At 73.7% G+C, this 26,592-nt stretch carries 24 protein-coding genes; 10 read left to right on the top strand and 14 right to left on the bottom strand.

The window, feature by feature from the left end:
• Positions 1–71 precede the first annotated feature (71 nt).
• The 8 genes from ACLQ3F_RS11445 to ACLQ3F_RS11410 form a co-directional block, all read right to left on the bottom strand.
• Positions 72–1,331: a DNA polymerase IV gene (locus ACLQ3F_RS11445; protein ID WP_425848504.1), complete on the bottom strand. Its 1,260-nt coding sequence runs from the start codon at positions 1,329–1,331 to the stop codon at positions 72–74.
• Between the two features lie 63 nt (positions 1,332–1,394).
• Complete coding sequence (locus tag ACLQ3F_RS11440) at positions 1,395–2,567, bottom strand: alkaline phosphatase family protein (RefSeq protein WP_425848502.1); 1,173 nt, start codon at positions 2,565–2,567, stop codon at positions 1,395–1,397.
• A complete protein-coding gene (locus ACLQ3F_RS11435; protein WP_425848499.1) occupies positions 2,564–3,331 on the bottom strand; it encodes a methyltransferase domain-containing protein in 768 nt (255 codons plus the stop codon). Before ACLQ3F_RS11435 ends, ACLQ3F_RS11440 begins: the two co-directional genes overlap by 4 nt.
• 75 nt (positions 3,332–3,406) lie before the next feature.
• A complete protein-coding gene (locus tag ACLQ3F_RS11430; RefSeq protein WP_167492956.1) occupies positions 3,407–3,583 on the bottom strand; it encodes a hypothetical protein in 177 nt (58 codons plus the stop codon).
• Positions 3,584–3,676: 93 nt separating this feature from the next.
• A complete protein-coding gene (locus ACLQ3F_RS11425; protein WP_425848733.1) occupies positions 3,677–7,045 on the bottom strand; it encodes an error-prone DNA polymerase in 3,369 nt (1,122 codons plus the stop codon).
• Positions 7,046–7,315: 270 nt separating this feature from the next.
• Positions 7,316–8,878: a DNA polymerase Y family protein gene (locus tag ACLQ3F_RS11420; protein ID WP_425848497.1), complete on the bottom strand. Its 1,563-nt coding sequence runs from the start codon at positions 8,876–8,878 to the stop codon at positions 7,316–7,318.
• On the bottom strand, positions 8,875–9,600 hold the full coding sequence (locus ACLQ3F_RS11415) for a hypothetical protein (RefSeq protein WP_425848494.1): 726 nt from the start codon (positions 9,598–9,600) through the stop codon (positions 8,875–8,877). Before ACLQ3F_RS11415 ends, ACLQ3F_RS11420 begins: the two co-directional genes overlap by 4 nt.
• A 102-nt stretch (positions 9,601–9,702) precedes the next feature.
• A complete protein-coding gene (locus tag ACLQ3F_RS11410) occupies positions 9,703–10,152 on the bottom strand; it encodes an SAV_6107 family HEPN domain-containing protein (protein ID WP_007463070.1) in 450 nt (149 codons plus the stop codon).
• A 446-nt stretch (positions 10,153–10,598) separates the two neighbouring features.
• Between ACLQ3F_RS11410 and ACLQ3F_RS11405 the strand changes: the two genes are divergently transcribed.
• From ACLQ3F_RS11405 to ACLQ3F_RS11380, 6 genes are all read left to right on the top strand, one after another.
• Positions 10,599–11,087 (top strand): YbaK/EbsC family protein, encoded by a 489-nt coding sequence (locus ACLQ3F_RS11405; protein WP_355007689.1) that lies wholly within the window; start codon positions 10,599–10,601, stop codon positions 11,085–11,087.
• Between the two features lie 116 nt (positions 11,088–11,203).
• Positions 11,204–11,923 (top strand): monooxygenase, encoded by a 720-nt coding sequence (locus ACLQ3F_RS11400; RefSeq protein ID WP_425848730.1) that lies wholly within the window; start codon positions 11,204–11,206, stop codon positions 11,921–11,923.
• Positions 11,920–12,471: a GNAT family N-acetyltransferase gene (locus ACLQ3F_RS11395; RefSeq protein ID WP_355007690.1), complete on the top strand. Its 552-nt coding sequence runs from the start codon at positions 11,920–11,922 to the stop codon at positions 12,469–12,471. Before ACLQ3F_RS11400 ends, ACLQ3F_RS11395 begins: the two co-directional genes overlap by 4 nt.
• Positions 12,468–13,346: a carotenoid biosynthesis protein gene (locus tag ACLQ3F_RS11390; protein WP_425848491.1), complete on the top strand. Its 879-nt coding sequence runs from the start codon at positions 12,468–12,470 to the stop codon at positions 13,344–13,346. The genes ACLQ3F_RS11395 and ACLQ3F_RS11390 overlap by 4 nt, the downstream gene beginning before the upstream one ends.
• Positions 13,343–14,470: a glycosyltransferase gene (locus tag ACLQ3F_RS11385; RefSeq protein WP_357205667.1), complete on the top strand. Its 1,128-nt coding sequence runs from the start codon at positions 13,343–13,345 to the stop codon at positions 14,468–14,470. The genes ACLQ3F_RS11390 and ACLQ3F_RS11385 overlap by 4 nt, the downstream gene beginning before the upstream one ends.
• Positions 14,471–14,482: 12 nt before the next feature.
• Entirely contained in the window at positions 14,483–15,970 is a 1,488-nt protein-coding gene (locus ACLQ3F_RS11380) for a phytoene desaturase family protein (RefSeq protein ID WP_425848488.1), read from the top strand.
• Positions 15,971–16,001: 31 nt separating this feature from the next.
• Here ACLQ3F_RS11380 and ACLQ3F_RS11375 read toward each other — a convergent pair whose 3' ends face one another.
• Positions 16,002–16,691 (bottom strand): CDP-alcohol phosphatidyltransferase family protein, encoded by a 690-nt coding sequence (locus ACLQ3F_RS11375; protein WP_112582773.1) that lies wholly within the window; start codon positions 16,689–16,691, stop codon positions 16,002–16,004.
• A 44-nt stretch (positions 16,692–16,735) separates the two neighbouring features.
• On the bottom strand, positions 16,736–17,653 hold the full coding sequence (gene metF / locus ACLQ3F_RS11370; RefSeq protein ID WP_091407621.1) for a methylenetetrahydrofolate reductase [NAD(P)H]: 918 nt from the start codon (positions 17,651–17,653) through the stop codon (positions 16,736–16,738).
• Positions 17,654–18,068: 415 nt separating this feature from the next.
• Between metF and ACLQ3F_RS11365 the strand changes: the two genes are divergently transcribed.
• Positions 18,069–18,467: a helix-turn-helix domain-containing protein gene (locus ACLQ3F_RS11365; RefSeq protein ID WP_425848485.1), complete on the top strand. Its 399-nt coding sequence runs from the start codon at positions 18,069–18,071 to the stop codon at positions 18,465–18,467.
• A 9-nt stretch (positions 18,468–18,476) separates the two neighbouring features.
• Positions 18,477–19,559, top strand: a complete 1,083-nt coding sequence (locus ACLQ3F_RS11360; RefSeq protein ID WP_425848482.1) for a polyprenyl synthetase family protein — start codon at positions 18,477–18,479, stop codon at positions 19,557–19,559.
• A 173-nt stretch (positions 19,560–19,732) separates the two neighbouring features.
• Here the strand turns inward: ACLQ3F_RS11360 and ACLQ3F_RS11355 are convergent, their stop codons facing one another.
• Positions 19,733–20,122 carry an Rv2175c family DNA-binding protein gene (locus ACLQ3F_RS11355; RefSeq protein ID WP_357205680.1) on the bottom strand — a complete coding sequence of 130 codons (390 nt, stop codon included), beginning with the start codon at positions 20,120–20,122 and terminating at the stop codon, positions 19,733–19,735.
• Positions 20,123–20,310: 188 nt separating this feature from the next.
• Between ACLQ3F_RS11355 and pknB the strand changes: the two genes are divergently transcribed.
• Together pknB and ACLQ3F_RS11345 are read left to right on the top strand one after the other, a co-directional pair.
• Positions 20,311–22,299 carry a Stk1 family PASTA domain-containing Ser/Thr kinase gene (pknB, locus tag ACLQ3F_RS11350; protein ID WP_425848478.1) on the top strand — a complete coding sequence of 663 codons (1,989 nt, stop codon included), beginning with the start codon at positions 20,311–20,313 and terminating at the stop codon, positions 22,297–22,299.
• A complete protein-coding gene (locus ACLQ3F_RS11345) occupies positions 22,299–23,168 on the top strand; it encodes a deoxyribonuclease IV (protein WP_357205686.1) in 870 nt (289 codons plus the stop codon). The genes pknB and ACLQ3F_RS11345 overlap by 1 nt, the downstream gene beginning before the upstream one ends.
• Before the next feature lie 170 nt (positions 23,169–23,338).
• Here ACLQ3F_RS11345 and ACLQ3F_RS11340 read toward each other — a convergent pair whose 3' ends face one another.
• The 3 genes from ACLQ3F_RS11340 to ACLQ3F_RS11330 all read right to left on the bottom strand — a co-directional run bounded on the left by ACLQ3F_RS11340 (position 23,339) and on the right by ACLQ3F_RS11330 (position 26,474).
• On the bottom strand, positions 23,339–24,379 hold the full coding sequence (locus tag ACLQ3F_RS11340; protein ID WP_425848474.1) for a threonine aldolase family protein: 1,041 nt from the start codon (positions 24,377–24,379) through the stop codon (positions 23,339–23,341).
• A gap of 88 nt (positions 24,380–24,467) precedes the next feature.
• Positions 24,468–25,874 carry a class II 3-deoxy-7-phosphoheptulonate synthase gene (locus tag ACLQ3F_RS11335; protein ID WP_091407607.1) on the bottom strand — a complete coding sequence of 469 codons (1,407 nt, stop codon included), beginning with the start codon at positions 25,872–25,874 and terminating at the stop codon, positions 24,468–24,470.
• 87 nt (positions 25,875–25,961) lie between these two features.
• Entirely contained in the window at positions 25,962–26,474 is a 513-nt protein-coding gene (locus tag ACLQ3F_RS11330) for a nuclear transport factor 2 family protein (protein WP_357205692.1), read from the bottom strand.
• Positions 26,475–26,592 lie beyond the last annotated feature (118 nt).

The following is a 26,592-nucleotide window of genomic DNA, read 5'->3' as shown; positions in this document are numbered from 1 at the left end:
GACCGTGGCAGCCAACCGGCTGCTTACCCGCAAGTCTACGAGGGGGGTCGCGCGTCGGAAAGCGGGACGACCTATGGGCGGGGTGGATTTTCGTTTCGACGGGGATCACGGTCGCCCATCAGACTGGCCGGACCTATGACGGACCGCCCGAAACGGGCAGCGGCGGCGTCCGCGGCAGCTTCCGCTTCGCGCCAGCCGCGCTCGGGCGCGCCGAGGGTGAGTTGCCGGGGAGCGCCCTGCGCCGGGGCGAGCCCTTCCACCCGGACACCGACGAGTCGGATCCGCTCGCCCGGGTCCAATGCGGTGTAGAGCGCCCAGACCGTGTCGAAGATCTCGCGGGCGGTGTCGGTGGGGACGTCGAGGGTGCGAGACCGGCTGACCGTGCGGAAGTCGGCCAGCCGGACCTTGAGTGAGACGGTGCGCCCGACCTGCCCGGAGCCGCGCAAACGGACACCGACCTTCGCGCTGAGCGCCAGCAACGCACGGCGGATCTCCAACGGGTCGGCCACGTCGACGTCGAAGGTCACCTCGGCGCCGATCGACTTGTCGACGTGCTCGGGGCTGACCCCGCGCGGGTCGCGCCCCCAGGCCAACTCGTGCAGGTGCGACGCCGAAGCGGCACCGACGGCTCGGCGGAGCATGCCCACCGGCGCCTCGGCGAGGTCGCCGACTGTGGTCAGGCCGAGCCGGCGGAGCGCCTCGGCGGCGCGCTCCCCCACCCCCCACAGGGCGTCCACCGGCAGCGGGTGCAGAAAATCGAGCACCTGCCCCGGGGGCACGACCAGCATGCCGTCCGGCTTGGCCCGGGTGGAACCCAGCTTGGCCACGAACTTAGTCGGCGCCACCCCGACCGAGCAGGTCAGCGCCTGCTCGTCGGCGACCCGGCGGCGGATCAGCCGAGCGATGGTGGCAGGGGAGCCGAAGAGCCGACGGGCACCTGTCACGTCGAGGAACGCCTCGTCGAGGGAGAGCGGCTCGACCAGGGGCGTGACGTCCCGGAAGATCTGCATGACGGCCCGGGAGGCGGCCGTGTAGGCGGAAAAATCCGGTGGCAGGTAGACCGCGTGGGGGCAGCGGGCCCGGGCCTGACTGGTCGGCATCGCGCTGCGGACGCCGTACCGGCGGGCCTCGTAGCTGGCCGAGCTGACCACCCCGCGCGGGCCGACACCGCCGACGACCACCGGCCTGCCGCGCAGCTCTGGGCGACGGCGCACCTCGACGGCGGCGAAGAAGGCGTCCATGTCGACGTGCAGGATCGGGCTGGCGGAGTCGTCGGCGTCCGGCCCGAAGCGCGGATCGTCGCCCCGGGGCAACGACTGGCTGCGGCCCATCCCGGCAGGTTAACCCGGAGGTACGACACCACCATCGGCCAGCGGGCCGAACCGCCCCCGGGATCAGCCCCTGACGACCAGCAGCGGCACTGTCAGCTCCGCGGCGGTGTCCGACCCGTGGTAGGCCACCAACTTCGACGCCATCGGCCGCTCGGTGCGACTGGCCATGACCGCGTACGTGTCGTTGCAGATCACCACCACGTCGCCGATCCGGCCCAGGTGCTCCTCGGCCACCGGCCCGAACCAGCCGGTGGCCACCATCTCGTCGCGGGTGCGTACCCGGGCCGTGGCGCCCAGCACCTCCGACCAGGCGGCCCGCACGTCGTCCACCGCGCCCGGCTCGACGTGCAGGTAGCGGACCCGGGCCTCGCCGGCCACCAGCCGCACGCCAGCGCGCAGTCGCGGATCGGTGTCCAGGTCGAAGCGGTGCGCGGCAGGGATGTCGAGCTGCCCGTGGTCGGCGGTCACCAGCAGCGCCGCGTCCGGCGGCAGCCCGTCGACCAGTCGGGCGACCAGGGCGTCCACCTCGGTCGCGGCGACCCGCCAGGGTGCCGAGTCGACGCCGCTGACGTGGCCGTGCCGGTCCAGGTCGGCGTGGTAGCCGGAGACCAGTGTGGGCCCGGCCCCGGCGGCCAGCGCGGCCAGCATGGCGGTGGCCACCGCGTCCGCGCCGGCGGCGCCCCGGAAGTCGCCACCCCGGTTGGCTGCCACTGTCAACCCGCTGCCGCCGAACTCCGGCCGGCTCACCACGCTCGTCGTGACCCCGGCGGCGCGGGCCCGCTCCAGCTGGGTGGGCACCGGCTGCCAGCACAGCGGCGACGGATCGGCGGCCCAGTCGGTGTGGGTGAGCACCCGATCGGTGCCGGGCACCCGCACGGTGAAGCCGAGCACGCCGTGCGCGCCCGGGGCGACACCGGTGCCCAGCGACACCAGGCTGGTCGGGGTGGTGGACGGGAAACCGGCGATGAGCGGCCGGGCCACGGTCGCGGCGAGCCCGGCGACAGTCGGCGCGTACGGCGCCGCGGTCGGCAGCTGGTACCAGCCGAGCCCGTCGACGAGCAGCACCGCGATCCGGCGTACCCCGGCCAGCGCGGGTCGGAGCCCGAGCGGGTCGGTCGAGCCGGGCACCCCGAGCACGGCCAGCGCGCTGGGCAGCACGTCGGCGAGGCGGCCGCCGCCGTGGCCCGGCCCGAGGATCTCCAGCGGTGCCGGCTGGCCACCGGCCTCGGCGATCATGCCGGCCGGCGGGCGAACAGGTGCAGTTGGGCGGCCAGGTCCCGGTACGGCGGTTGGGCGGCCAGCGCACGCTCCAGCTCGACCACGGCCGCGGACTGCCCGTCGGCGACAGCGGCCGGCAGCAGGTCGGCCAGCACGCGTACCCCGTGAATCTCCTCGACCACCAGCCCGGCGGCGGCGAGCAGCGCGGCGGCGCCGGGGGCGTCGTAGCGTCGGCGCAGCGTGTCGCGCGGGCCCGCGGTGCCGGCCGGATCGGCGGCCACTGTGGTAGCGACGTCCAGGTGCCCGTTCATCGCGCGGCCCAGCACGGCGGCGGCCCGGCCGGCCACCAGCACACTGGCCGCGCCACCCGGGCGCAGCGCGGTGGCCAGCGCGGTCACCACCGGCGTCGGGTCGTCGACAACCTCCAGGACGGCGTGGCAGAGCACCAGGTCGACGCCGGCCGGCTCGACCAGCCCGGCGAGGGCGTCACCGTCGCCCTGCACGGCGGCGATCCGGTCGGCCACCCCGGCCTCGGCGGCGCGGCGGGTGAGCGCGGCAAGCGCGTCGGGGCTGGCGTCGACGACGGTGACCCGGTGCCCGGCGCGGGCCAGCGGAACGGCGAAACCACCGGTGCCGCCGCCCACGTCCAGCACTGTGAGCTCGGCGTCGCCGCGCCGGTCCAGCTCGGCACGGAGCACCGACCAGATCACGGCGGTGCGGGGTGTCAGCGGCGGCTCGGCGAACCGGCCTCGGGTCTGCTCCACCCGGCCGAGCCTAGTCACTCGGCCCGGTGGTGGTGTGGGCGTGTGGCGGGGGCGCCCACCACACGCCCGATCGGTGCGTGGCGCGGCGGCCGGTCAGGCCTCGGTGCCCTCGGCCTCGTCCTCCGCCCGGGACCGGCGCTCGTTGGCCACCGGACCGTTCGTCACCTCGTACTCGCGGGGGTCGGCGAGGTGCGACGGCACCCAGCCGGTGCCCAGTCGGGTCCGCCGGGCGTTGGCGATTCCACCGGTGTACGCGTGATTTCCCGTCACTGTCGTTCCCCCTCACGAATCACGGGCCGCTCTGCCCGCTCGGGACGAGTCTCCCGCTCGACGGCTCGGGAAACCGTAATGTGGATCACTGAATCAGCGGAAGTCACGGGAGGCCGGACGCACCGGTGGCTCGATGGCGTCCAGTCGGTCGGCGACCAGGTTGGTCACCCCCTCGTGCCGCTGCAACCGCCCTCGGACCACCAGCGCGGCACTGGTCCGCGCCACCCGCCGGTAGCGCTGCCACAGCCCCGGCGAACAGGTGACGTTGAGCATCCCCGTCTCGTCCTCCAGGTTGAGGAAGGTGACCCCGCCCGCGGTCGCCGGACGTTGCCGGTGGGTGACGATGCCGCCGACCCGGATCCGTTGCCCCGGCTCCACCCGGCCGAGCCGGGCGATCGGCACCGCGCCGAGCACGTCGAGCTGACCCCTGATGAAACGGGCGGGGTGGCTCTCCGGCGACAACCCGGTGGCCCACACGTCGGCGACCAGCCGGTCCACCGCCTCCATCCCGGGCAGCGTGGGCGCGGCCGCGCCGGTCACCGTGCCGGGCAACCGGCCCGGTCGGTCCTGGGCCGCCGCACCGGCGGCCCACAGCGCCTGCCGCCGGGTCAGCCCGAAACAGGCGAAGGCGTCCGCGGTGGCCAACGCCTCCAACTGCGCGGCGGTGAGACCGAGCCGCCGGGCCACATCCGGCATGTCCCGGTACGGCCCGGCGGCGACCCGTTCGGCCTCGATCCGCTCGGCCACGTCGGCACCGAGCGTGCGCACACTGGACAGGCCGAGCCGGACGGCGGGGCCGCCCAGCCCCCAGGCGTGCGGCGGCTCCCCCGGCCCGCTGCCCCACCGGGTCTCCGGGGTGGACTCCAGCACCGCAAGTGCCCCGCTGGCGTTGATGTCCGGACGACGGACCTCCACCCCGTGCCGGCGGGCGTCGTCGACCAGGGTCTGCGGCGAGTAGAAACCCATCGGCTGGGCGTTGAGCAGCGCGGCCAGGAACGGCGCGGGGTGGTAACGCTTGAGCCAGGAGCTGGCGTAGACCAGGTAGGCGAAGCTCATCGCGTGGCTCTCCGGGAAGCCGTAGCTGGCGAACGCGGTGAGTTTGCGGTAGACGTCGTCAGCAAGCTCACCGGTGATGCCCCGCTCAGCCATCCCGGCGTAGAGCCGGTCGGCGATCCGGGTCATCCGCTCGACCGACCGTTTGGCGCCCATCGCCCGGCGCAACTGGTCGGCCTCGGCCGCGTCGAAGCCGGCCAGGTCGATGGCGAGCTGCATCAGCTGCTCCTGGAACAACGGCACACCCAGGGTCTTCTCCAGGGCGTTGCGCATCAGCGGGTGCGCGAAGGTCACCGGCTCCTGGCCGTTCTTGCGGCGGATGAACGGGTGCACCGAACCGCCCTGGATCGGGCCGGGACGGATCAGCGCCACCTCGACCACCAGGTCGTAGAACTCGCGGGGCTTGAGTCGGGGCAGGGTGGCCATCTGGGCCCGGCTCTCCACCTGGAACACCCCTACCGAGTCGGCCCGGCAGAGCATGTCGTAGACCTCCGGGTCGTCCAGGGTCATGTCGCCCAGGTCGAGCCGGGACCCGATCATGTCGTAGCCGTAGTGCAGGGCGGAGAGCATGCCCAGGCCGAGCAGGTCGAACTTGACCAGGCCCACCGCGGCGCAGTCGTCCTTGTCCCATTGCAGGACGCTGCGCCCGGGCATCCGCCCCCACTCCACCGGGCAGACCTCGATCACCGGCCGGTCGCAGATCACCATGCCGCCGGAGTGGATGCCCAGGTGCCGCGGGAACGTCTGCAACTCGTTGGCGTACTCCACCACCTGCTCGGGGATGTTCTCGACATCGACAGTGGCGACCGAACCCCACCTGTCGATCTGCTTGCTCCAGGCGTCCTGCTGCCCCGGGGAGTAGCCGAACGCCTTGGCCACGTCCCGCACGGCCGACCGGGGCCGGTAGGAGATGACGTTGGCGACCTGGGCGGCGTGCTCCCGGCCGTAACGGGTGTAGACGTGCTGGATCACCTCCTCCCGGCGGTCGGACTCGATGTCCACGTCGATGTCGGGTGGGCCGTCCCGTTCCGGGGCGAGGAACCGCTCGAAGAGCAGTTGGTGCCGGACCGCATCCACATTGGTGATCCGCAACGCGTAGCAGACCGCCGAGTTGGCCGCCGAACCCCGCCCCTGGCAGTAGATGTCCTGGTCACGGCAGAACGTGACGATGTCGTAGACCACGAGGAAATAGCCGGGGAAACCCAGCTCCTCGATCATGTTCAGTTCGTGCTCGAGTTGCGCGTACGCCGTCGGGTGCGCCTGCGGCGGCCCGTAGCGCTCGTGCGCCCCGTCAGCTGTCAGCTTCCGCAGCCAACTCATCTCGGTGTGCCCCGGCGGCACCGGGTACGCCGGCAACTGCGGCGCGACGAGCTGGAGGTCGAAGGCCAACTCGGCGCCGAACTCGGCGGCCCGCGCCACCGCACCCGGGTACGCGGCGAACCGGGCCGCCATCTCCGCGCCGCTGCGCAGGTGGGCGGTGGCCGCCGCGGGCAACCAGCCATCGATCTCGTCCAGGCTGCGTCGGGCCCGGACCGCGGCGACGGTGGTGGCCAGCCGACGCCGGCCAGGGCTGGCGTAGTGCACGTTGTTGCTGGCCACCGTCGGTAACCCGGCTGCGGCGGCCAGCTCGGCGAGCGCGTCGTTACGGTCGGCGTCGACGGGATGACCGTGGTCGGTCAGCTCCACGGCCACCGTCTCCGCGCCGAAGAGCGCGGTCAGCCGGTCCAACTCGCGGGCCGCCGCGTCCACCCCCTCGGTGAGCAGCGCCCCCGGCACGTGCCCCTTGCGGCAGCCGGTCAGCACCAGCACATGGTCACGCAGCTCGGCGGCGACCTCCTCCAGGTCCCCGTAATCCGGGCGGCCCTTCTCCCCGCCGCGCAGCTGGGCGCGGGCGATGGTGGTGGCCAGCCGGGCGTACCCCTCGTGGCCGTGCGCGAGCACCAGCAGGTGCGCGCCGTGCGGGTCGGGCTCGCCGTTCTGCGGGCCGGGCAGGCCGAGGGACAGCTCCGCGCCGAAGATGGTCGGCAGGCCCAGCGTACGAGCCGCCTCGGCGAAGCGGACCACCCCGTAGAAGCCGTCGTGGTCGGTAACGGCGAGCGCGGTGAGCCCCAGCCGGGCCGCCTCCTCGGCCAGCTCCTCCGGGTGGCTGGCGCCGTCGAGGAAGCTGAAGTTGGTGTGCGCGTGCAGCTCCGCGTAGGGCACCACGCCGTCGGGGCGGGTCAGCTCCGGTGGCTGGTACTGCTCGCGGCGGCGGCTCCAGGCCGGGGAGTCGCCGCCGTCGGCGTCCACGGCGAGCGGGTCCACCACGTGCAGGTGCCGCTCGCCCCGGCTTCCCCGCTTGTCTCCGGCCCGCCCGGAGAGCACCCGCTCCAGCTCCGACCAGGGCATCTTCGGGTTGTGGAAGCTCATCCGGCCGCTCCGGCCACGTTGCTCGGCCCGGTACTGCTCGGCCCGGTACTGCTCGGCCCGGTACTGCTCGGCCCGGTACTGCTCGGCCGAGGGGTGCTGGGCGACCGGGTCGACGACGAACACGACGGCGGTCGCCCCGACGGCGGCGAGAGGTGCGATGAGCGTGATGACTCACAGGCATCAAGATGTCTGTGAGTCATCACGCTCATCAGGACATCTGCTCCCCGGCCAGCGCGGAGCCAGCCGATGCCGGGCAGGGATCGACCTGACTTAGTCATAGATCGCCTCCACCAACCACTGCCCGGCCTCGACGGCCAGCAGCAGGGCAGCACCGTCGGCCAGGCTGACCTGGAACCGGGCCCGGCGGCGGGCCTCGGCCGGCGCCCACCACCGCTCGTCCACCGGCCACGGCCCGGCCCAACCCACGATCTCCGCTGGCTGACCGGTGCCGACCACCAGTCGGGCGGGCGCGGCGCTCACCGCCAACCGCGCGCTGATCACTACCGGCTCGCCAGCGGCGTCGTGCACGGTCGCGGCGAGCGGACTGGGCAGCACCACCGCCGGCGCGGGCGGCGGCAGCCGGCCCGGCCACGGCGGAGCTTCGGGCCGGGCCGGGACGCGTTCGTCGCCCCACGGCACCAGTCGCACCTGGTCGGCCGGCGCGCGCCCACCACCGAGCACCGCGGTGACCACCGCCTCCGGGCCGAGGATGCCCTGCACCCGACTCAACGCCCGGTGCGCGCGTTCCCGCTCCTCGCCGGTCTCCCCCCAGAGGCCGGCCTGCAGACCGGCCTGGGCGATCACCCCGTCCGGGATCAGTCGCAGTCGGATGATGCCGGCCGTCGGCCGGGCCGGTCGGGCACCGGCCCGGCCGTTGCTGCCGGAGAGCCACCCGTCGAGCTGCCAACGCACCCGGTCGGCGATGGCCGCGGCGGTGAGCAGACCATCGTGCCGCCACACCCGGTGCAGCTCCTGCCCATGCTCGGTGACCGCCTCGATGCCGAGCCGGGTGCAGGCCAGGCCGTGCCCGGCCAGCCGCTCGTGCAGTTGCTCGGCCAACGCCCGGGCCACGAACGCCGCCGCGTCGACCCGGTCGATCGGGTCGTCGTGCTCCGCGGTCACCGTCAGGTCGGCCGGCGGCTGCCGGACGGCGAGTGGGCGGTGGTCCCGCCCGGCGGCCAGCCGGTGAGCCAGCGCACCGTCGAACCCGAACCGGGCCAGCACGTCGCCGGCCGGCAGGGCGGCGAAGTCGCCGAGGGTGCGTACTCCCAGCCGGCGCAGCAGGTCGGCGAGCGCCGACCGCCCGAGCGCCTCGACCGGCAACCCGGCCAGGAACTCCGGTGTCCCACCCGGTGCCACCACCCGGCCGGCGCGAGCGGCCAACCCGGCCGCGAACACCCCGTCGGCGATGCCGACCTGGCTCTCCACCAGGCACGACTGCGCCACATGCTCGATGATCCGCTCAGCGGCCGCCTCCTCGCTGCCGAGGTAACGGCCCGGCCCCCGGGCGGCCACCGCGCAGGCGCCCGGACGGACCACCTCGACGCCGGCGACCAACTCCTCCACTGCGGCGACCACCGGTTCGAACGCCCGGGCGTCCCGGCCGGGGTCGTACTCCACGACGGTGAGCTGCGGACAGCGCCCCTGTGCCTCCCGCTTGCGCAGCCCTCTACGCACCCCTTCGGCACGGGCCCGCTCGGAGCAGGCGACCACCCGGTTGGCGTGCAGCACGGCGACCGGGCCGGTCGCCGGCACCCCGTCGACGATCTCGGCGGCGAGCACCGGCCAGTCCGGGCACCACAGCAGCAGCGTGCGTGCCGGCGCGCCGGTCACCCCTGACCGACCAGCGCGAGTGGCGCGGCCGATCGGCCCACGGGCGACGGCAGCGTACGAGGGATCACCCGGGTCAACTCGTCACCCGGGAGCCAGACCTTGATCTCCTTGGGCCGGGCAGCCGCCCCGCGCCCGCGCGCCGAGACGGTGATCTCCCGGCGGCGCAACCGCCCCCGGCCCAGCCCGAGACCCTCCCAGACTCCCCGGACCACCTGCAGCGTCACGTCCGCGCCGTCCCACCGGCCGTACGGGACGAGCACGCTGCCGCGCTGCCGGGCCCGGGCGGCCAACCGGGTGGCGACCGAGGCGGAGACCGAGGCCGGCACGGTGGTGACCACGACGTCCACCCCGTCGATCAGCGCGGCGACCACGGTGGCCCACTCGGGGCCGGGATTCGGCACCAGGGCCAGCCGGTCCAGGGCGATGCCCAGCTCAGCCGCCGCGCCCGCGCCGAACGTCGGCACCCCGACCACGGCGCACCACGAGCCGGCCCGGGACGCCTCGGCGAGCAGGGCCAGCATCAGCGAGGTGCCACCGCTGCGGCGGGGCTGGCCGGCGGCGACCGCGATGGTGCTGCCCCGGCGCAGGCCCCGGTTGGGCAGCAGACCGATCAGCTCGGGCACCACCGGCAGCACCCGGTGGCCACCGACCGGGTCGGGCGCGCTCGCCGGCCGCACCAGATCGGCCAGCGCGGCGGAACCAGCCACCATGCGGCCCGCCATTGGACCAACTCCCCCGTCGTTGCTGTGGATCAGATCAGGACCGGCACGCCATGCCACCGGCCGCCCGGCTCCCCTCGCGGGGCGGCCGGTGGCACGGCGGGATCAGGCGGCGAGGCCGTCCAGGGCCGGTTGGTGGGCCACGCCGAGCGCGGTTTCCACCACCGTGACGAACTGTTCGGCAGCGCGGAGCAGATCGTCGGCCTCCCGGGCGCTGACCACCCGGGGGATGCCGGCCTCGGCGGCGGCGCGCTTGCTGGCCCCCGCGGCGAAGAACCGGGACCACTCGTCGAGCTCCGGAGCGACGGCGCAGAGGAGGACCCAGACACTGGTGATCCGGTTGCGTCGACTCGGCGCGGGGCGGGCCCGGGCGGCGAGCAGAGCTGCCGCCGCGCGCAGGGCGGCCAGGTGGGCAGCCGCGTAGCGCAGACCGTCAGGTCGGGTCTGGCCGGCCTCGACCAGCCCACGGCGGGCCAACGTGAGGAGTTGGGCGGGGGTGCGGTGCGGCAGCACGTGCGCCGGCACCGTCGGTGCCTGAGCCGGGTTGGTCGGCATGGGTGTCTCTCCTCCACGTGGCCGAGACGTCACTGCGGCGGCTGATGCCACCGACGAGACGCCGAGGTCGGGGTGGTGCGGAGGAAGACGCACCGGGTGTGGCCGGCCGGGTGTGGATGCTTCCCCACACCACACCCGGCCGGCGGACCGGCGGGTGCGTCGCCCGCCGCCCGGGGGTCGTGGGCGGCGAGCGACGCTCCTGCCTAATGGGGACCAGGCTCGCGACTGCCCGGAAACCCAGGTGCGGCCCGCGGAGCCGCACCGCCCGGAGGTGGCGCCGCGAAACGCCGCGCTCCGGCTGGTTGGAACGGGCGTTCGAGGCAATCGAACACTCGTTCTAACTGCTGCTGACAGTACACCTCCCCTCCGACGAAAATGCAACGTGTGACGCGCCGAGCGTGCCGGCCGACTGAACCGGCCACCAACGGACCGGGAAGAATGGCGGGATGCAGCCACACCCGAACGTACGGGCGGTGCAGGACGCGCTCACCGCCGCCGGCACCCTCGACGGCGCCGGTGAGCCCAGCGTGGTCCGTCTGCTGCCCGACGCGGTGCACACCGCCGCGGCGGCCGCCGAGGCGCTCGACGTCGAGGTCGGCCAGATCGCCAACTCACTGATCTTCGACGCGGACGACACGCCGTTGCTCGTCCTCACCTCCGGCGCACACCGGGTCGACACCGCCGGCCTGGCGGCATCGATCGGCGTCACCCGACTGCGTCGGGCCACCCCGGAGTTCGTCCGGGCCCACACCGGGCAGCCGATCGGCGGGGTCGCCCCACTCGGGCACCCGCACCCGCTGCGCACCCTGGTGGACACGGCGCTGGCGGCGTACCCGGAGATCTGGGCCGCGGGTGGCGTACCCCAGGCGGTCTTCCCGACCACCTACCCCGAGCTGTTGCGGGTCACCGCCGGCACCCCCGCCGAGGTGGCGTGAGCGAGCGGAGCGAGCGAACCAGCAGGCACAGCAGCGACACGTTCGCACCGCCGCGAAGCGGTGGCGCAAACGAGCGAACCAGCAGGCACAGCGGCGACGTCAGCGCGGCTCCGGAGCTGGTCACGCTGCACGTGTGGCGGACCTCCCCTGGCGCGCTGCCCCGGGCGCTGACCCGGATGGCGGTGGACCCCCGCCGGTTGCGGGCCTTCCCCGGCGTTCGTTTCGGCAAGCTGCTGGGCACCGGAACCGGCACCGACTTCGGGCCCCGGGACGCCGACCTGACCCGGTGGGCGGCGCTGACCGTCTGGGACTCCCCCGCCGCGGCGGCCGGCTTCGACGACTCTCCGGTCGGGCGGGCCTGGGCGCGCATCGCCCACGCCCAGGCACGAATCGACCTACGCCCGTTGACCAGCCGGGGCGAGTGGTCCGGCCAGCGGCCGTTCGGCGACCCGTCGGGCGGCCGGGTCACCGGCCCGGTGCTGGCACTGACCCGGGCCCGGCTGCGGGCCCGCCGGGCGGCCACCTTCTGGCGGGCGATCCCGCCGGTGGCCGCCGCTCTGCGCGACGCGCCCGGGCTGCTGGCCCGGTTCGGGGTCGGAGAGGCCCCGTTGGGTTGGCAGGGCACGGTGAGCGTGTGGCGCGACCCGACGGACCTGGTGGCGTTCGCGTACCGTCACCCGGAGCACCGGGCGGCGATCATGCGAACCCCCACCGCGGGCTGGTACGCCGAGGAACTGTTCGCCCGGTTCGAGGTGCGCGACGTGGTCGGCGACCGGTCGGTGCTCGGATGGGTCGTCGACGGCGGCCCGGAAACGGTGAAGGGTGGACGGGCATGAGGTTGGTGCGCTGGACGCCGGACGATCTCGTCCGGCGGCTGGACGACGTGGTGGCCGTCTACGGCGAGGCGATGGGATACCGCACCGACCTGCTGGAGGCCCGGCGCGGTTACATCGCCACCCACGTCCGCCGACCGGGTTTCCGGGCGGTCGCCAGCCTGACCAGTGAGGGTCACCTCGCCGGCTTCGGCTACGGCTACCTGGGCGCCTCCGGTCAGTGGTGGCACGACCAGGTGCACCGCGCGCTGAACGCCCCGACCCGCACGCGCTGGCTCACCCACTGCTTCGAGGTGGTCGAGCTGCACGTCCGGCCGCCGGCGCAGGGGCACGGCCTGGGCACCGGTCAGCTGCGCGCGCTGCTCGGCATGGCGGAGGGCGACACCGTGCTGCTGTCCACCCCGGAGGCCGACGAGCAGACCTCGCGGGCCTGGCGGTTGTACCGACGGTTCGGCTTCGTCGACGTGCTGCGCGACTTCCACTTCCCCGGCGACGAGCGACCGTTCGGCGTACTCGGTCGGGATCTGCCGCTCGAGCCACCGGCGTCATGACCCGGCGGATCTCCTGGACGCTGCTCGCCGTTCTGGTCCTCGCCCAGATCTGCTACCCGCTCACCACCGGCGCCACCCGGGCCGGGCTCACAGTGGCTACCGTCGTCCTCGGTTGGCTGCTCTCGGTCGGCCACGCGCTGCTCAGCCGGGGCCCACGGGTGGCGGCGGCGCTGGTCGCGGTGGCCACCGGCGGCGGGTTCGCGATCGAGGCGATCGGGGTGGCCACCGGCGTGCCGTTCGGCAGCTACGACTACTCCGGAGAGCTGGGTCCCAAGCTGGCCGGCGTGCCGCTGATCATTCCGCTGGCCTGGACCTGGATGGCCTGGCCGGCCTGGCTGGCGGCGGTCCGACTGACCGGCGGCAGGACCGTGACTGCCGACGGCAGCGGACCGACAGCCGACGGCAGCGGGCCGACGGTGGGTCGATGGGTGGGGCGGATCGCGCTGGCCACCGTGGGGCTGGCCGCCTGGGACCTCTTCCTCGACCCGCAGATGGTGGCCGAGGGCTACTGGGTCTGGCGCGACGCCACCCCGGCCCTGCCCGGCCTGGCCGGCATCCCGGTCAGCAACTATCTGGGCTGGCTGCTCTTCGCGGTGCTGATGATGAGCGCGCTGCGCCCGCTGGCCGGGCCGGCCGCCGAACACACCGATCGGCGGGACCACCCGATGCTCGCGCTCTACCTGTGGACGTACTTCTCCAGCATCCTGGCCCACGCCGTCTTCCTCGACCTGCCCGCCTCGGCGCTCTGGGGCGCGGCCGGCATGGCGGTGACCGCCGTACCCCTGGCGGTGACCCTCCTGCGTGCCCGCCGGGGCGGTGACCCCGGTCGGGAGGCCCACCAGCCACACCGCCCCGGCGTCGACGCGACCCGATGACCGTCCTGCTCGCCCTGCTCATCGCCGTCGCCGCGTTGACCGGGCACACCTGGCTCAACGCCACCCGGTGGCTGCGCCGACCCACCGACCGGCCCGACGACGTCGACGAGCCGGTCACCGTGCTGCTGCCGCTGCGCGACGAGGCCACCCGGGTCACGCCCTGCCTGCGTGCCCTGCTGGCCCAGCGCGGCGTACCCGGGCTGCGCGTCGTGGTCCTCGACGACGGGTCCACCGACGGCACCGCCGACGTGGTCCGCGCGGTGGTCGGCGACGACCCCCGGGTCACGCTGCTCACCGGGGTCGCCCCACCACCGGGCTGGCTGGGCAAGCCGCACGCCTGTTGGCAGCTGGCCACCCGGGCCGACCCGGACGCCACCGCGCTGGCCTTCGTCGACGCCGACGTGGTGCTCGCCCCGCACGCCGTGGCCGCTGCCGTCACCGAGTTGCGCGCCGCCCGGGCGACGCTGCTGTCGCCGTACCCCCGGATCGTGGTGGCGACGGCCGGCGACCGGTTGGTGCAGCCGCTGCTGCAGTGGCTCTGGCTGACCTTCCTGCCGCTACGCGCGATGGAGCGCTCGTCGCGGCCGTCGCTGGCCGCGGCGGGCGGGCAGTTCCTGGTGGTGGACCGGCGCGGCTACAACGCCGCCGGCGGGCACGCCGCGGTCGCCGACAAGATCCTGGAGGACGTCGAGCTGGCCCGGGCGGTCAAGCGGGCCGGTGGGCGGATCGCCCTGGCCGACGGCTCCCGGCTGGCCACCTGCCGGATGTACGACGACTGGCCGCAACTGCGCGACGGGTACTCGAAGTCGCTCTGGGCGTCGTTCGGGCACCCGGGCGCGGCGGCAGCCGTGGTGGCGGCGCTGCTGCTGCTCTACACCGCCCCACCACTGATCGCGTTGACGGGTGCGGCGGCCGGCGCACCGATGGTGGCCACCGTGGGTCTGGCCGCGTACGTGCTCGGGGTGGCCGGACGGGTGCTCACCGCCCGCGCGACAGGTGGCCGGTGGTGGCCCGACGCGCTCGCACACCCCGTGTCGGTCGTGGTCCTCGGTTGGCTGACCCTGCGGTCGTACCATCTGCGAAAGCGACGCCGCCTGACCTGGCGGGGCCGCCCGGTCAGCTAGGGAGGACGCGGCATGGCGCGGATCGTGGTCGTGGGCGCCGGGGTGGGTGGCCTCGCCACCGCCGCCCGGCTGGCCGCCACCGGGCACCAGGTAACCGTCTTCGAGCGGGCCGACACGGTCGGCGGCAAGCTCGGCCGCTACACGCACGACACCCCGGCCGGGTCGTTCCACTTCGACACCGGGCCGAGCCTGCTCACCCTGCCCGAGGTCTTCCACGACCTGTTCGAGGCGACCGGGGCGAAGCTCGACGAATACCTGGACCTGGTTCCACTGGACACGATCGTCCGGCACGTCTTTCCCGATGGTGGCCCGACCCTGGACTCGTGCGCCGACCCGGAGGAGTTCACCGCCCGGATCGGGGCCGCGTTCGGTGACCGGGGGGCGGCCGACTGGCAGCGGCTGTGGCGCCGGGCGGCGCGGGTGTGGAACGCCTCCTCACGGGACATCCTGCGCCGTACCGTCGACTCTCCCCGCGACCTCGCGTCGCTGGCCTGGCGCGTCGGCGACCTGGCCGCCATCGCCCCGGGCCGCAGTCTGCGCGGCCTCGGCCGCCGGCACCTGTCCGATCCGCGGCTGCGGATGATGCTGGACCGGTACGCCACCTACACCGGTGCCGACCCACGTCGGGCACCGGCGGCGCTGGTCGCGGTCCCCTACGCCGAGCTGGCCTTCGGCGGCTGGTACCTGCGCGGTGGTCTGGGCACGCTCGCCGACGCGCTGCTGACCCGCTGCCTGGACCTCGGCGTGGTCGTGCAGACCGACGCCACTGTCACCCGGATCGACGCCACCGGCGGCCGGGTGCACGGGGTACGCCTCGCCGGCGTCACCACCCCGGTACCCGCCGACGTGGTGGTGGCCAACGTGGACGCGCTCACCGTCTACCGTGACCTGCTGCCGCACCCGCGTCGGCTGGCCACGCTGACCGACCGCAGCCTCGCCGGCTTCGTGCTGCTGCTCGGCGTCTCCGGCAGCACCGGGCTGGCCCACCACAACGTCTTCTTCCCGGACGACTACGACGCCGAGTTCGACGCGGTCTTCGGTGACCCCGGGCGCGGTGTACGGGCCCGGCCGGCGGCCGACCCGGCGGTGTTCGTCACAGTCGCCGACGACCCGATGGTCCGCCCAGCCGGACACGAGGCGTGGTTCGTGCTGGTCAACGCCGCCCGACAGGGCACTGCGGCGGGCGCTGTCGACTGGCGACGCCCGGGGCTGGCCGACGCGTACGCCGACCGGATCCTGGACGTGCTGGCGCGGCGCGGCGTGGACGTGCGCGACCGGCTGCTGTTCCGCGAGATCCGCACCCCGGCCGACCTGGACGTGGCGACCGGCGCACCGGGGGGGTCGATCTACGGCACCGCCGGTGGGCTACTGCGCCCGGCGAACCGGGGCCCGGTTGACGGACTGTGGCTGGTGGGCGGATCCACCCACCCGGGCGGTGGGTTGCCGATGGTGACCCTCTCCGCGCAGATCGTCGCCGACGAGATCGGCCCCGCCTGGTAGACCCGGCGTCGAGCCGGGCTGGCCCGGCCGCTCAGTCGGCGTCGAGCAGGGCGCGACGGATGCTGGAGAGCAGTTGCCCCAGGCCGAAACCGGCCAGCAGCACCCAGACCGCTGTCGCCATGGTGATGGTGCCAGCGGCCAGGTCCGGCTCGATCAGCCCGGCCAGCCCGGCGACCAGCAAGCCGGCCAGCGCCACCGAGACCCGGGTGGGGCGTTCGCCCACCGTCACCGCGCCGATCTCCCGCATGCCGGCGGCGACCGCCCGCGCCCGGACGTACTCGTGCAACCAGGACAGCGCGCCGCCCGCGACCACCAACCCACCTGGCGCGCCCACCAGCCAGAAGGCCAGCAACCACGCCACCTCACCGAGCCGGTCGGCGACCGAGTCGTAGACGTAGCCGAGCCGGGTGGTGCGGCCGGTGGCGACCGCCACCGCACCGTCCACGCTGTCCGCCACGGCGGCGAGCAGCACGAACAGCGCGCCGAGGAACGGCCCGTCCCCCGGCCGGCCCACCAGCAACGGTACGCAGAAGCAGAGCAGCACCCCGGCCACGGTGACCGCGGTGGGGCTGACCCGCAGTCGACCCAGCACGTATCCGACGTGGTACGCGAATCGCAGCCAGGCGCGCACCACCGGCGCGGCGACCCGAGGGTCGAACCCGCCGTGCAACCGCGCCCACGCCGTGGCGTACTGATCCCAGTTCAGCTGTGTGCCCACCACGGATCAACCGTCGTGCCGGGCAACAGGTGTCGCAAGCGCAGCGTTCACACGCGGGCGCCGGCCTTCAGGTTCTGCCAGACCTCGCGGGTCGCGGTGGACCGGTTGAGGGTGATGAAGTGGATCCCCGGCACGCCCTCGTCCAGCAGTCGGCGGCACATCTCGCTGGCCTGCTCGATGCCGAGCCGACGGACGGCGTCCGGGTCGTCGGCGACGCGTTCGAAGCGGGCCGCCAACGCCGGCGGGAACGGCGCACCGGACAGCTGCACGGACCGCTCGATGGTGCTGAACTGGGTCACCGGCATCACACCGGCCAGGATCGGGGTGTCACAGCCAGCAGCGGCCACCCGGTCACGTAGCCGCAGGTAGTCGTCGGCGTCGAAGAACATCTGGGTGACCGCGAACTCCGCGCCGGCCCGACACTTGCGGACGAACTGGGCGGTGTCGCTGGCCACGTCGGGCGAACGGGGGTGCTTGTACGGGAAGGCCGCCACGCCGACGCTGAAGTCGCCGGCGTCGCGCACCAGCCGGACCAGGTCCTCGGCGTAGTCCACGCCCTCGGGGTGGCGGATCCACTCACCGCCCGGGTTGCCCGGGGGGTCACCACGAACGGCCAGCACGTTGCGCACCCCCACCCCGGCGAGCCGGCCAACCACGTGCCGCAGCTCGGCGACGGAGTGGTTGACCGCGGTCAGGTGGGCCATCGGCAGCAGTGTCGTTTCGGTGGCGATCCGCTCGGTCACCGCCACTGTGGTGTCCCGGGTCGAGCCGCCGGCGCCGTACGTGATCGACACGAACGACGGGCGCAGGGACTCCAGCTCGCGGATGGCCTGCCAGAGCAGTTGCTCCCCCGCCTCGGTCTTGGGCGGGAAGAACTCGAACGAGAAGGTCGGTTGGCGCTCACGGATGAGCTCCCCGATCGCCGGCTGCGGATTGGGGAGTGTCGAGGGAAGACCGAGCGCCACGACCCGACTCTAGCGGTCGATGGCACCAGGACCCAGGCCCTTCCCACCCAGCGGCGGTGCCACCCGGCCCCGAGGGCGGCGTCGTCCGGCCCGGTGGGCTGCGTCGCCCGGCCCGGGGAGCTGCGTCGCCCGGCCTGGGGAGCTGCGTCGCCCGGCCTGGGGAGCTGCGTCGTCCGGCCCGCCGGGAGCCGGTGAGCGGTGTCGCCGAGTCCGCCGTGAGCCGGCGGAGGGTGCGCACCGCGCGCCCCCGACCTGACGGCGGAAGGCGTCGTACCTCCGAGGTAGAAAGGGACGGTGCGGGAGGGGCGGCGGGGGTGGCCAGGTCTCGCGCGGGGGTCAGCAACCGAGCGGTGACGCCGGTCCGTCCGGTCGGACGGGTGGGTCGTCGCCGCACCGACGCCCGCCAGGAGGACTCATGATCCCGCCCGCATCGCCGCGTCCCGCGCAGCTCGGGCCGCTGCTGGCCCGGTGCCGACTGGCCCGTGGCTGGAGCCAGCAGCGAGCCGCCGCCGAGTTGTGTGCCGCCGCCGGGGTGCCGACGTTGAGTCGGCACGAGGTTTCCCGGTGGGAACGACAGCGGCGCGTGCCGGGCGGGTTCTGGCTCGGCTGGCTCGCCGTCGTCCTGGACGTGCCGCTGGTGGTGCTCGCGGAGGCCGCCGCGGCCACCCGTCGGGCCGGCTCGACGCGGGCCACCGGGCCGGGCCGCACCGCGGCGGCCGGCGCGCGTCCGGCTGGGCGGACGGGTCCCGGCCGCACCGGCCGCACCGGCGGGACTACGCGTGGCGGTGGAGCACGAGAACGGACGACCGGCTAGCGTCGGGGCGTGACCCACGCTGCTCCCGTGTCCCCCGTCGACCGCGCCGGCCTGCGGCAGCGGGTCGACAAGGCTCTCACCGAGTTCCTGGCCGGCCAACGGGTCCGGCTCGCCGCCGTGGACGACGCGTTGGGTCCGGTGGCCGAGGCGCTCGAGGCGTTCGTGCTCGGCGGCGGCAAGCGACTGCGTCCCGCATTCGCCTACTGGGGGTTCCGGGGGGCCGGCGGGCTGGACGGCGACCAGGTGCTGACCGCCCTGGCCGCGCTGGAGTTCGTCCAGGCCAGCGCCCTGATCCACGACGACCTGATGGACCGTTCCGACACCCGACGCGGCGAGCCCGCGGTACACCGACGGTTCGCCACCCGGCACCGGGAGGCCGGCTGGGGCGGTGACCCGGACGGTTTCGGCGACGCCGCGGCCATCCTGCTCGGTGACCTGTGTCTGGTCTGGTCCGACGAACTGCTGCACTCCGCCGGCCTGGACCTGTGGTCGTTGGCCCGGGCCCGGCCGGTCTTCGACGAGATGCGCACCGAGGTCACCGTCGGGCAGTACCTCGACGTGCTGACGCAGGTCACCGGGGACACCTCGGTGGAGCGGGCCAGCAAGGTCGCCCGGTACAAGTCCGCGAAGTACACCGTCGAGCGTCCGATGCTGCTCGGCGCCGCGCTGGCCGACGCGCCGGAGGACGTGCGGACGGCCTACTCGGCGTACGGGCTGCCGCTGGGCGAGGCGTTCCAGCTCCGCGACGACGTGCTGGGGGTCTTCGGCGACCCGACGTTGACCGGCAAGCCGGCCGGGGACGATCTGCGCGAGGGCAAGCGCACCTACCTGGTGGCGGCGGCCGTGGAGGCCACCGACGACGCGGGCCGCGAGCTGCTGCTCGGCCACCTCGGCGACCCGGAGCTGGACGAGCACGGGGTGGCCCGGCTCCGCGAGGTGATCTCGGGGAGCGGGGCGCTGGCCCGTACCGAACAGCGGATCGCCACACTCACCGACGCCGCCCTGGCCGCCCTGACCGCCGTCGACCTCGACACCGAGGCCCGCCAAGCCCTGGTCGACCTGGCCATAGCCGCAACCCGCCGAGCCGACTAATCCCACCCGCCCCCACCCGCCCCGCCGGGCTGCCCCACCGGGCCGCCCCCCACCCGCCGCCTCGCCGGGTTGATCATGAGGTTGGCGACCTTCGCCTCGGCGTACCGCGCCGCCAACCCCATGATCAACGCCGGAAGGCGCGAAGCGCGGTGGGGCGGGTGCGGGGGTGGGGGCTAGAAGCCTTGGGCTTGGGCTCGGCGTTTCACCTCGCGGGCCTGGTCGCCGGAGAGGGCGGCGGCCGGGGTGGCGCCGGGCAGGGTGTCGTCCGGCTCGTAGAGCCAGCGCAGGACTGCCTCGTCGTCGTAGCCGTTGTCGGAGAGCAGATTGAGCACGCCGGGCAGGTGCTTGAGCACGGTCTGGTTGGCAACCAGGTCCGCTGGGATCCGGCGGACGCCGTCGCGGCGGACCGCCAACAGCTCCCGGTCACGGATCATCTGGTGCACCTTGCTGATCGACACGTCGAGGCGTTCGGCGACGTCGGGCAGGGTCAACCAGTCGGCCGGGTCGGTGGGGCCGGCGAGCTCCAGGCCGGGCGCGGCCTGGTCGGGTACGGGTTCGGTCACCCGACCACCCTGCCACGCCGCCGCCGCGACGAGCCACCGGCACCCCGGGCGGCCCCTCCGCGTCCTCTTTCCTGATCGCCGCTGACCAGCGAACAAGGGGCGGGGAACGCGGCGGGACGGACCGGTTCGGCGTACGGCTGTAGCATCCTGTTCATCCTTCACCCTCTGGACACATAGACTGCCTGCCGATGGACACTCAGGTCGCCGACACGTTGCTGGGCTCGCTGATCGACGGGCGCTACCGCATTCGCGGTCGCGTGGCCCGTGGTGGCATGGCGACCGTGTACACCGCCACCGACGAACGCCTAGAGCGCACCGTCGCTGTCAAGATCATTCACCCGACCCAGGCGAGCGAGGCACGGGCCCGGATCGCCAACTTCGTGGCCCGGTTCACCGACGAGGCGAAGACCATCGCCCGGCTGACCCACCCGAACGTGGTGGCGGTCTACGACCAGGGCACGCACGCCGGCCTCCCGTACCTGGTCATGGAGTACGTCCGTGGCCGCACGCTGCGGGACGTGCTGGCCGAGCGACGCCGGCTCAACTCGGACGAGGCGCTGGCCATCGCCGAGCAGATGCTCGCCGCGATCGCCGCCGCTCACCGGGCCGGTCTCGTGCACCGCGACGTCAAGCCGGAGAACGTGCTGGTCGCGGAGGCGCCTACCGGTGGCGTCGCCAACCTGGTCGACAGCGTCGTGAAGGTGGCCGACTTCGGGCTGGCCCGGGCGGTCGAGGCGAGCGCCGACGAGGAGCAGGGCAACCAGCTGATGGCCACCGTGGCGTACGTCGCCCCGGAGCTGGTCACCGAGGGCCGCGCCGATCCGCGCACCGACGTCTACTCGGCCGGCATCGTGCTCTTCGAGATGCTCACCGGTCGGGTGCCGTACGACGGGGACCGCCCGGTGGACGTCGCCTGGCAGCACGTCGACCGGGACGTGCCGGCGCCCTCGACGTTGGTGCCGGGCCTGCCGTCGGTCCTCGACGACCTGGTGCAGCGGGCCACCCGCCGCGACCCGGGAGCACGGCCCGCGGACGCCGGCGCGTTGTTGACCGAGGTGCAGGTGGCCCGGGATCGTCTGGGCGACGCCAACAGCCACACCGCGGTACTCAGCCCGGTCAGTGACGCACCGTCGCTCTCTCAGCCGACCATGATGGTCGCGACGCTCCAGCCGCCCAACCGCCCGTCGTGGGCACGCCTGCCCGAGGGCGCCAGCAGCCAGGGGCCGGGGCGGCGCCGGGCTGCCCCGGAGCCGGCGGAGGGCCTGGGCGCCCGGCTCGCCGAGCTGCGCAGCACGCTGCTGAGCAGCCCTCGTGGCCGGCTGGCCGTCGCGGCCGTGGTCGTGACGCTGGGCCTGGTGGCCGCGCTCGGGGGTTGGTGGTTCGGTGTCGGCCGCTACACGGACGCTCCGCAGTTGGTGAGCCTGAGCAAGGCCGATGCGCAGGCGCGGGCCGACCGCGCCGGGCTTCTCGTCGCGTACGCTGAGCCGCGCTTCGACGAGAAGGCCCCGAAGGACAGCGTGCTGGAGCAGAACCCGGCCTCCGCCGCCGAGATCCTCAAGGGTGGCACGATCACCCTGACCCTCTCCCTCGGTCCGGAGCGTTTCCCCGTACCGGACGTGATCGGCAAGGAGTTCGAGCTCGCCGAGGCGGACCTGGTCAACGTGAAGCTGGTGGTGGCCAAGGGCACCCCCCGCTACGACGACAGCCTGCCGGCCGGGGTCGTGGTGGACAGCTCACCGAAGGTCGGCACCGAGGTCAAACCCGGTGCGAAGGTCACGCTCATTCTGAGTCGGGGCAGGGCGCCGGTGACGGTGCCGAACCTGGTCGGCAAGAGCCTGACCGACGCCCGGACGACCCTGGCCCAGCTCAACCTGGTGCTGAAGGAGACCTACAAGGAATCCGACAAGCCGAGGGACGAGATCCTCGGCCAGAGCCCGGCCGATGGCGCCGGTGTGGAGAAGGGCACCGAGGTCAAGCTGGACGTCAGCAAGGGGCCACCGCTGCTCGCCATGCCGCGGGTGATCGACCTGCCGTGCCAGCAGGCCAAGCAGGCGTTGGAGGGCCAGGGCTTCCCGGTGACGATGGCGATCAACCCGAACGCCGTGGTCCGGATCCAGATCCCGGGCGAGAATTCGCAGGTGGCGCCCGGCACCCCGGTCACCCTGACGTGCTTCTGATGCCGACGATCTCCGTGCGGCCGGTGGGCACGCACACTCCGACCTCGGGTGGGCTGGCGAAGGCTGCCCTGCCGTACGCCGACGCGACCGGCGCGCAGGTGGTGCAGGTCTACGTCTCCAACTCGCGAGGCTGGGCACTGCCCGACGGCGACCCGGTGCAGGACGCGCTGTTCCGCGACGGTTGCGCCGAGCGGGGCATTCCCGCGTTCATCCACGCCGCTCTGCTGGTCAACCTCGGCTCGCCCACCCCTGCCACTGTCGAGAAGTCGGGCCAGACGCTGGCGCACGCGCTTCGTCGGGGCGTGGCGATCGGTGCGCGCGGGGTGGTGTTCCACGCGGGCAGTTCGGTGGACGAGGGGCACGCCGAGGCGGCGATGGGACAGGTCCGCGAGGTGCTGCTGCCGCTGCTCGACTGGGCTGCCGACGCCGGCGGGCCGATGTTGCTGGTCGAGCCGAGCGCCGGCGGTGGCCGCTCACTGGCTTCCCGGGTGGAGCAGCTCGGGCCTTACCTGGACGCGGTAGACGGGCACCCCATGCTCGGGGTCTGCTTCGACACCTGCCACGCCTGGGCGGCCGGCCACGACCTGGCGGCCGAGGGCGGCATGACGGCGACCCTGGACACCCTGGTGGCCACTGTCGGCGCGGACCGGCTGCGGCTGATTCACGCCAACGACTCGAAGGATCTGTGCGGCTCCACCCGGGATCGGCACGAGAACATCGGCAAGGGCAGCATCGGCGAGCCCGCCTTTGCCGAGCTGATGGCGCACCCGGCGACCGCTGGCGTCCCGATCGTCGTGGAAACCCCGAGCGAGAAGCACGTGGGCCACGCCGCCGACATCGCCACCCTCACCCGCCTGTCCCACCCCTGACCCACCCCACCCCGCCCCGCCCCGCCCCGCCCCCAGCGCCTCCCTCCCCTCCCCCGGCGCCCCCACCCGCCCGGTGATCATGAAGTTATTGCCATGACACGCCGATCCGAGTGGCAACAACTTCATGATCACCGGGGGTGGGAGGGGCCGAGGTGGGTGGGGTGGGGTTTTCAGGCGGCGGCGAGGATGCGGGGTAGGGCTGCCAGGGCGCGGTCGATGTCCGCGTCGCTGAGGCCCAGGTGGGTGACCAGGCGGGCGGTACGAGGGCCGAGCACGGAGATCAGTACGCCCTCGGCCCGCGCCGCGGCGGCCAGGGCCCGGGCGTCCAGGGTGTGCTTGGTGAGGTCCAGCGCGACCAGGTTGGTACGGACAGTGGTGGCCAGCACACCGAACGGCGCCACCGCCTCGGCGAGCCGGGCCGCCTTCGCGTGGTCGTCGGCCAACCGGTCGATGTGCTGCGCGAGCGCGTAGCGACCGGCGGCGGCGAGAATGCCGGCCTGGCGCATGCCCCCGCCCATCCGCTTACGGATCAGCCGGCCACGTTCGATCTTGTCCGCGCTGCCCACCAGCAGCGAACCGACCGGCGCGCCGAGACCCTTGGAGAGGCACACCGACAGCGTGTCGAAGAGCCGGCCGTACTCGATCAGTGGCACCCGGTCGGCGACGTGCGCGTGCCAGATCCGGGCGCCGTCACAGTGCAGCGCGACGCCCGCCTCGTCAGCCACCCCGCGCAGATCCCGCAGGGTCGCCAGCGGAATCACCCCGCCGCCGCCGCGATTGTGGGTCTGCTCGACGGCGATCGCCCGGGTGGGGACGGCGAAGTAACCGTCCGGCCGGATCATCCCGGCCACCACCTCCGGGTCGATGTCCGCGCCCACCGAGGGCCAGGTCCGCGAGGAGATCCCGCCGTACGCGGCCGCGGCGCCGATCTCGTACGTGACCACGTGCGCGTCGGCGTCACAGAGCAACTCGTCGCCGGGCGGGACCAGCAGTTGCAGGGCGATCTGGTTCGCCATCGAGCCACTCGGGGCGAACAGCGCCGCCTCGTGCCCGAACAACGCGGCGACCTCGGCCTCCAGCGCGTTGACGCTCGGGTCCTCGCCGTAGACGTCGTCACCGACCTCAGCGGCGGCCATCGCCTCCCGCATCCCGGCGGTGGGTCGGGTCACCGTGTCGGACCGCAGGTCCACGAAAAAATCAGGCACTGTCATCCCTTTCAACTGCCGACTGCCGGCTCGCAAGCTCACTCCTCGCGTCAGCCATGGTCATCCTCCGACTGCCGACTGCGGGCCCGCAAGCTCAGCCACGCAGCATTTCCGCTACGAGGAAGGCCAACTCCAACGACTGCTGGGTGTTCAGTCGGGGGTCGCAGGCGGTCTCGTACCGGTCGGGCAGGTCGAGATCCTCGATCCCCTGGGCGCCGCCGAGGCACTCGGTGACGTCCTCGCCGGTCAACTCGACGTGCAGGCCGCCGGGGTGGGTGTCCAGCCCTCGGTGCACCTCGAAGTAGCCGAGCACCTCGTCGACGATGCGGTCGAAGTGCCGGGTCTTGTAGCCGTTGGACGACTCGTGCGTGTTGCCGTGCATCGGGTCGCACTGCCAGACCACCTTGGCCCCGGCGGCGGTGACCTTGGCGACGATCGGCGGCAGCGCGTCGCGTACCCGGTGGTTGCCCATCCGACTGATCAGGGTGAGTCGACCGGGGATGTTGTCCGGGTTGAGCTTCTCGCACAACTCGATCGCCTCGTCCGGGGAGGTGGTCGGGCCGAGCTTGACCCCGATCGGGTTGGCGATCCGGGAGATGAAGTCGATGTGCGCGCCGCTGATCTGCCGGGTGCGCTCGCCGATCCACAGGAAGTGCCCGGAGAGCCCGTACGCCCGACGGTCGGAGACCCGGGTGAGCGCCCGGTCGTACTCCAGGGCCAGGGCCTCGTGGGAGCAGTAGAGCGTGACGGTGCGCAGCGCCTCGTCGTCGGTCATGCCGCAGGCCCGGATGAAGGCCAGCGCCCGGTCAATCTCCCGGGCGATCGCCTCGTAACGCTCCCCCGCCGGGGAGTTCTTCACGAAGCCCTTGTTCCAGTCGTGCACGGCGTGCAGGTCGGCGAGCCCGCCGGCGAGGTACGCCCGGAGCATGTTCATCGCCGCCGCCGAGTTCGCGTACGCGCGGATCATGCGCTGCGGGTCGGCGACCCGGGCGGCCGGGTCGGCCTCCAGCGAGTTGATCATGTCGCCGCGGTACGCGGGCAGGCCGCGGGCGTCGGTCGGCAGCGAGCGGGGCTTCGTGTACTGCCCGGCGACCCGCGCGACCTTGACCACCGGCAGCGACGCGCCGTAGGTGAGCACGATCGCCATCTGGAGCAGGGTGCGGGCGTTGGCCAGCAGGTGGCTCTCGGTGTTGTCCACGAACGTCTCGGCGCAGTCACCACCCTGCAACAGGAACGCCTTGCCCTCGCAGACCAGGGCGAGCTTCTGCCGGAGCTGGTCCACCTCGTAGGGCGCGACGACCGACGGCACTGTGTCGAGGACCTTGCAGACCGCGGCCACGGCGGCCGGGTCGGACCACGGCGGGACCTGCTCGCGGGGCAGTTCCCGCCATCGGTCCAGACCGAGCGCGGCGTCCTCGGCGGAATCGATCGTCGGTCGGCTGGTCTGCAGGCCCGGGCTGCCCACCGCGGGATGGCTCAGCTGATGCCACTCATGGCGCATGACAGAAAGCGTACGGCGACGGTCGGGGTGACCGGGCGGCGAGGGGGACGGTTCCGGCAGATGGGAGATCAATCTGCCGGGCGCTGGTCAGGACGCGGGCGAGGGGACCACACCGGTCGGCGTCGGGCTGGCGACCGTCGTTTTGTCCGGCGCCTCCCCGGCGATGCACCAGTCGCTGCCGTCGCGGGTGACGGTGAAGACCAACGGCCGGACGACTGTGCGCTTGCCGACCGCGACCGAGACCGAGACGCGGACCTCCTGCCCGAGCGGACCGGACCGGATGTCCGTGATGGCCGCCTCCGGCACCTGGAAGTGGTCGGCGAAGTCACCGTTGGGGCCGGTGGCACCACGGTCGAAGCCGTCGTGCAGCAGAGCGCAGAGCTGGCTGCGGCCGGCAGCGACGTCCTTGGCCGTCATGGCGTCGAGGTACGCCTGCACGCGCTCACGGGAGCGGGTGGCGGCCTCCTCGGCGGGGGCCCGGGCCGGCTTGGGGGCCGACTTCTCCTCGTCCTTGTCGCCGATCCCGCAGCCGACCAGGGCAACCGGCAGCAGCATCAGCCCGGCGGCGGTCGCCGCCAGCCTGCTGTGTATCGGTCGCATGATCACCTCCGTCGGCGGTGAGATCGAGACGTGCCGAGCCGCGAGTCTGCCACATCCGGCTGTACGAGCCCAACGGCGGCGGCCCGGTCGACGCGCTGGGCGTCGGCCGGGCCGCTGT

The sequence above is a fragment of the Micromonospora sp. DT15 genome (assembly GCF_049841475.1).
GTDB lineage: Bacteria > Actinomycetota > Actinomycetes > Mycobacteriales > Micromonosporaceae > Micromonospora.
Note: the sequence above shows the minus strand (reverse complement) of the source record. Positions and strands in the feature narration are given on the sequence as shown.

Bases quoted from the DNA above. Each gene is read 5' to 3' on its own strand.
- ACLQ3F_RS11445 (WP_425848504.1), bottom strand. From the start codon at position 1,331: ATGGGCCGCAGCCAGTCGTTGCCCCGGGGCGACGATCCGCGCTTCGGG.
- ACLQ3F_RS11440 (WP_425848502.1), bottom strand. From the start codon at position 2,567: ATGATCGCCGAGGCCGGTGGCCAGCCGGCACCGCTGGAGATCCTCGGG.
- ACLQ3F_RS11425 (WP_425848733.1), bottom strand. From the start codon at position 7,045: ATGAGCTTCCACAACCCGAAGATGCCCTGGTCGGAGCTGGAGCGGGTG.
- ACLQ3F_RS11415 (WP_425848494.1), bottom strand. From the start codon at position 9,600: ATGGCGGGCCGCATGGTGGCTGGTTCCGCCGCGCTGGCCGATCTGGTG.
- ACLQ3F_RS11410 (WP_007463070.1), bottom strand. From the start codon at position 10,152: ATGCCGACCAACCCGGCTCAGGCACCGACGGTGCCGGCGCACGTGCTG.
- ACLQ3F_RS11405 (WP_355007689.1), top strand. From the start codon at position 10,599: ATGCAGCCACACCCGAACGTACGGGCGGTGCAGGACGCGCTCACCGCC.
- ACLQ3F_RS11395 (WP_355007690.1), top strand. From the start codon at position 11,920: ATGAGGTTGGTGCGCTGGACGCCGGACGATCTCGTCCGGCGGCTGGAC.
- ACLQ3F_RS11390 (WP_425848491.1), top strand. From the start codon at position 12,468: ATGACCCGGCGGATCTCCTGGACGCTGCTCGCCGTTCTGGTCCTCGCC.
- ACLQ3F_RS11385 (WP_357205667.1), top strand. From the start codon at position 13,343: ATGACCGTCCTGCTCGCCCTGCTCATCGCCGTCGCCGCGTTGACCGGG.
- ACLQ3F_RS11380 (WP_425848488.1), top strand. From the start codon at position 14,483: ATGGCGCGGATCGTGGTCGTGGGCGCCGGGGTGGGTGGCCTCGCCACC.
- ACLQ3F_RS11365 (WP_425848485.1), top strand. From the start codon at position 18,069: ATGATCCCGCCCGCATCGCCGCGTCCCGCGCAGCTCGGGCCGCTGCTG.
- pknB (WP_425848478.1), top strand. From the start codon at position 20,311: ATGGACACTCAGGTCGCCGACACGTTGCTGGGCTCGCTGATCGACGGG.
- ACLQ3F_RS11345 (WP_357205686.1), top strand. From the start codon at position 22,299: ATGCCGACGATCTCCGTGCGGCCGGTGGGCACGCACACTCCGACCTCG.
- ACLQ3F_RS11340 (WP_425848474.1), bottom strand. From the start codon at position 24,379: ATGACAGTGCCTGATTTTTTCGTGGACCTGCGGTCCGACACGGTGACC.
- ACLQ3F_RS11335 (WP_091407607.1), bottom strand. From the start codon at position 25,874: ATGCGCCATGAGTGGCATCAGCTGAGCCATCCCGCGGTGGGCAGCCCG.
- ACLQ3F_RS11330 (WP_357205692.1), bottom strand. From the start codon at position 26,474: ATGCGACCGATACACAGCAGGCTGGCGGCGACCGCCGCCGGGCTGATG.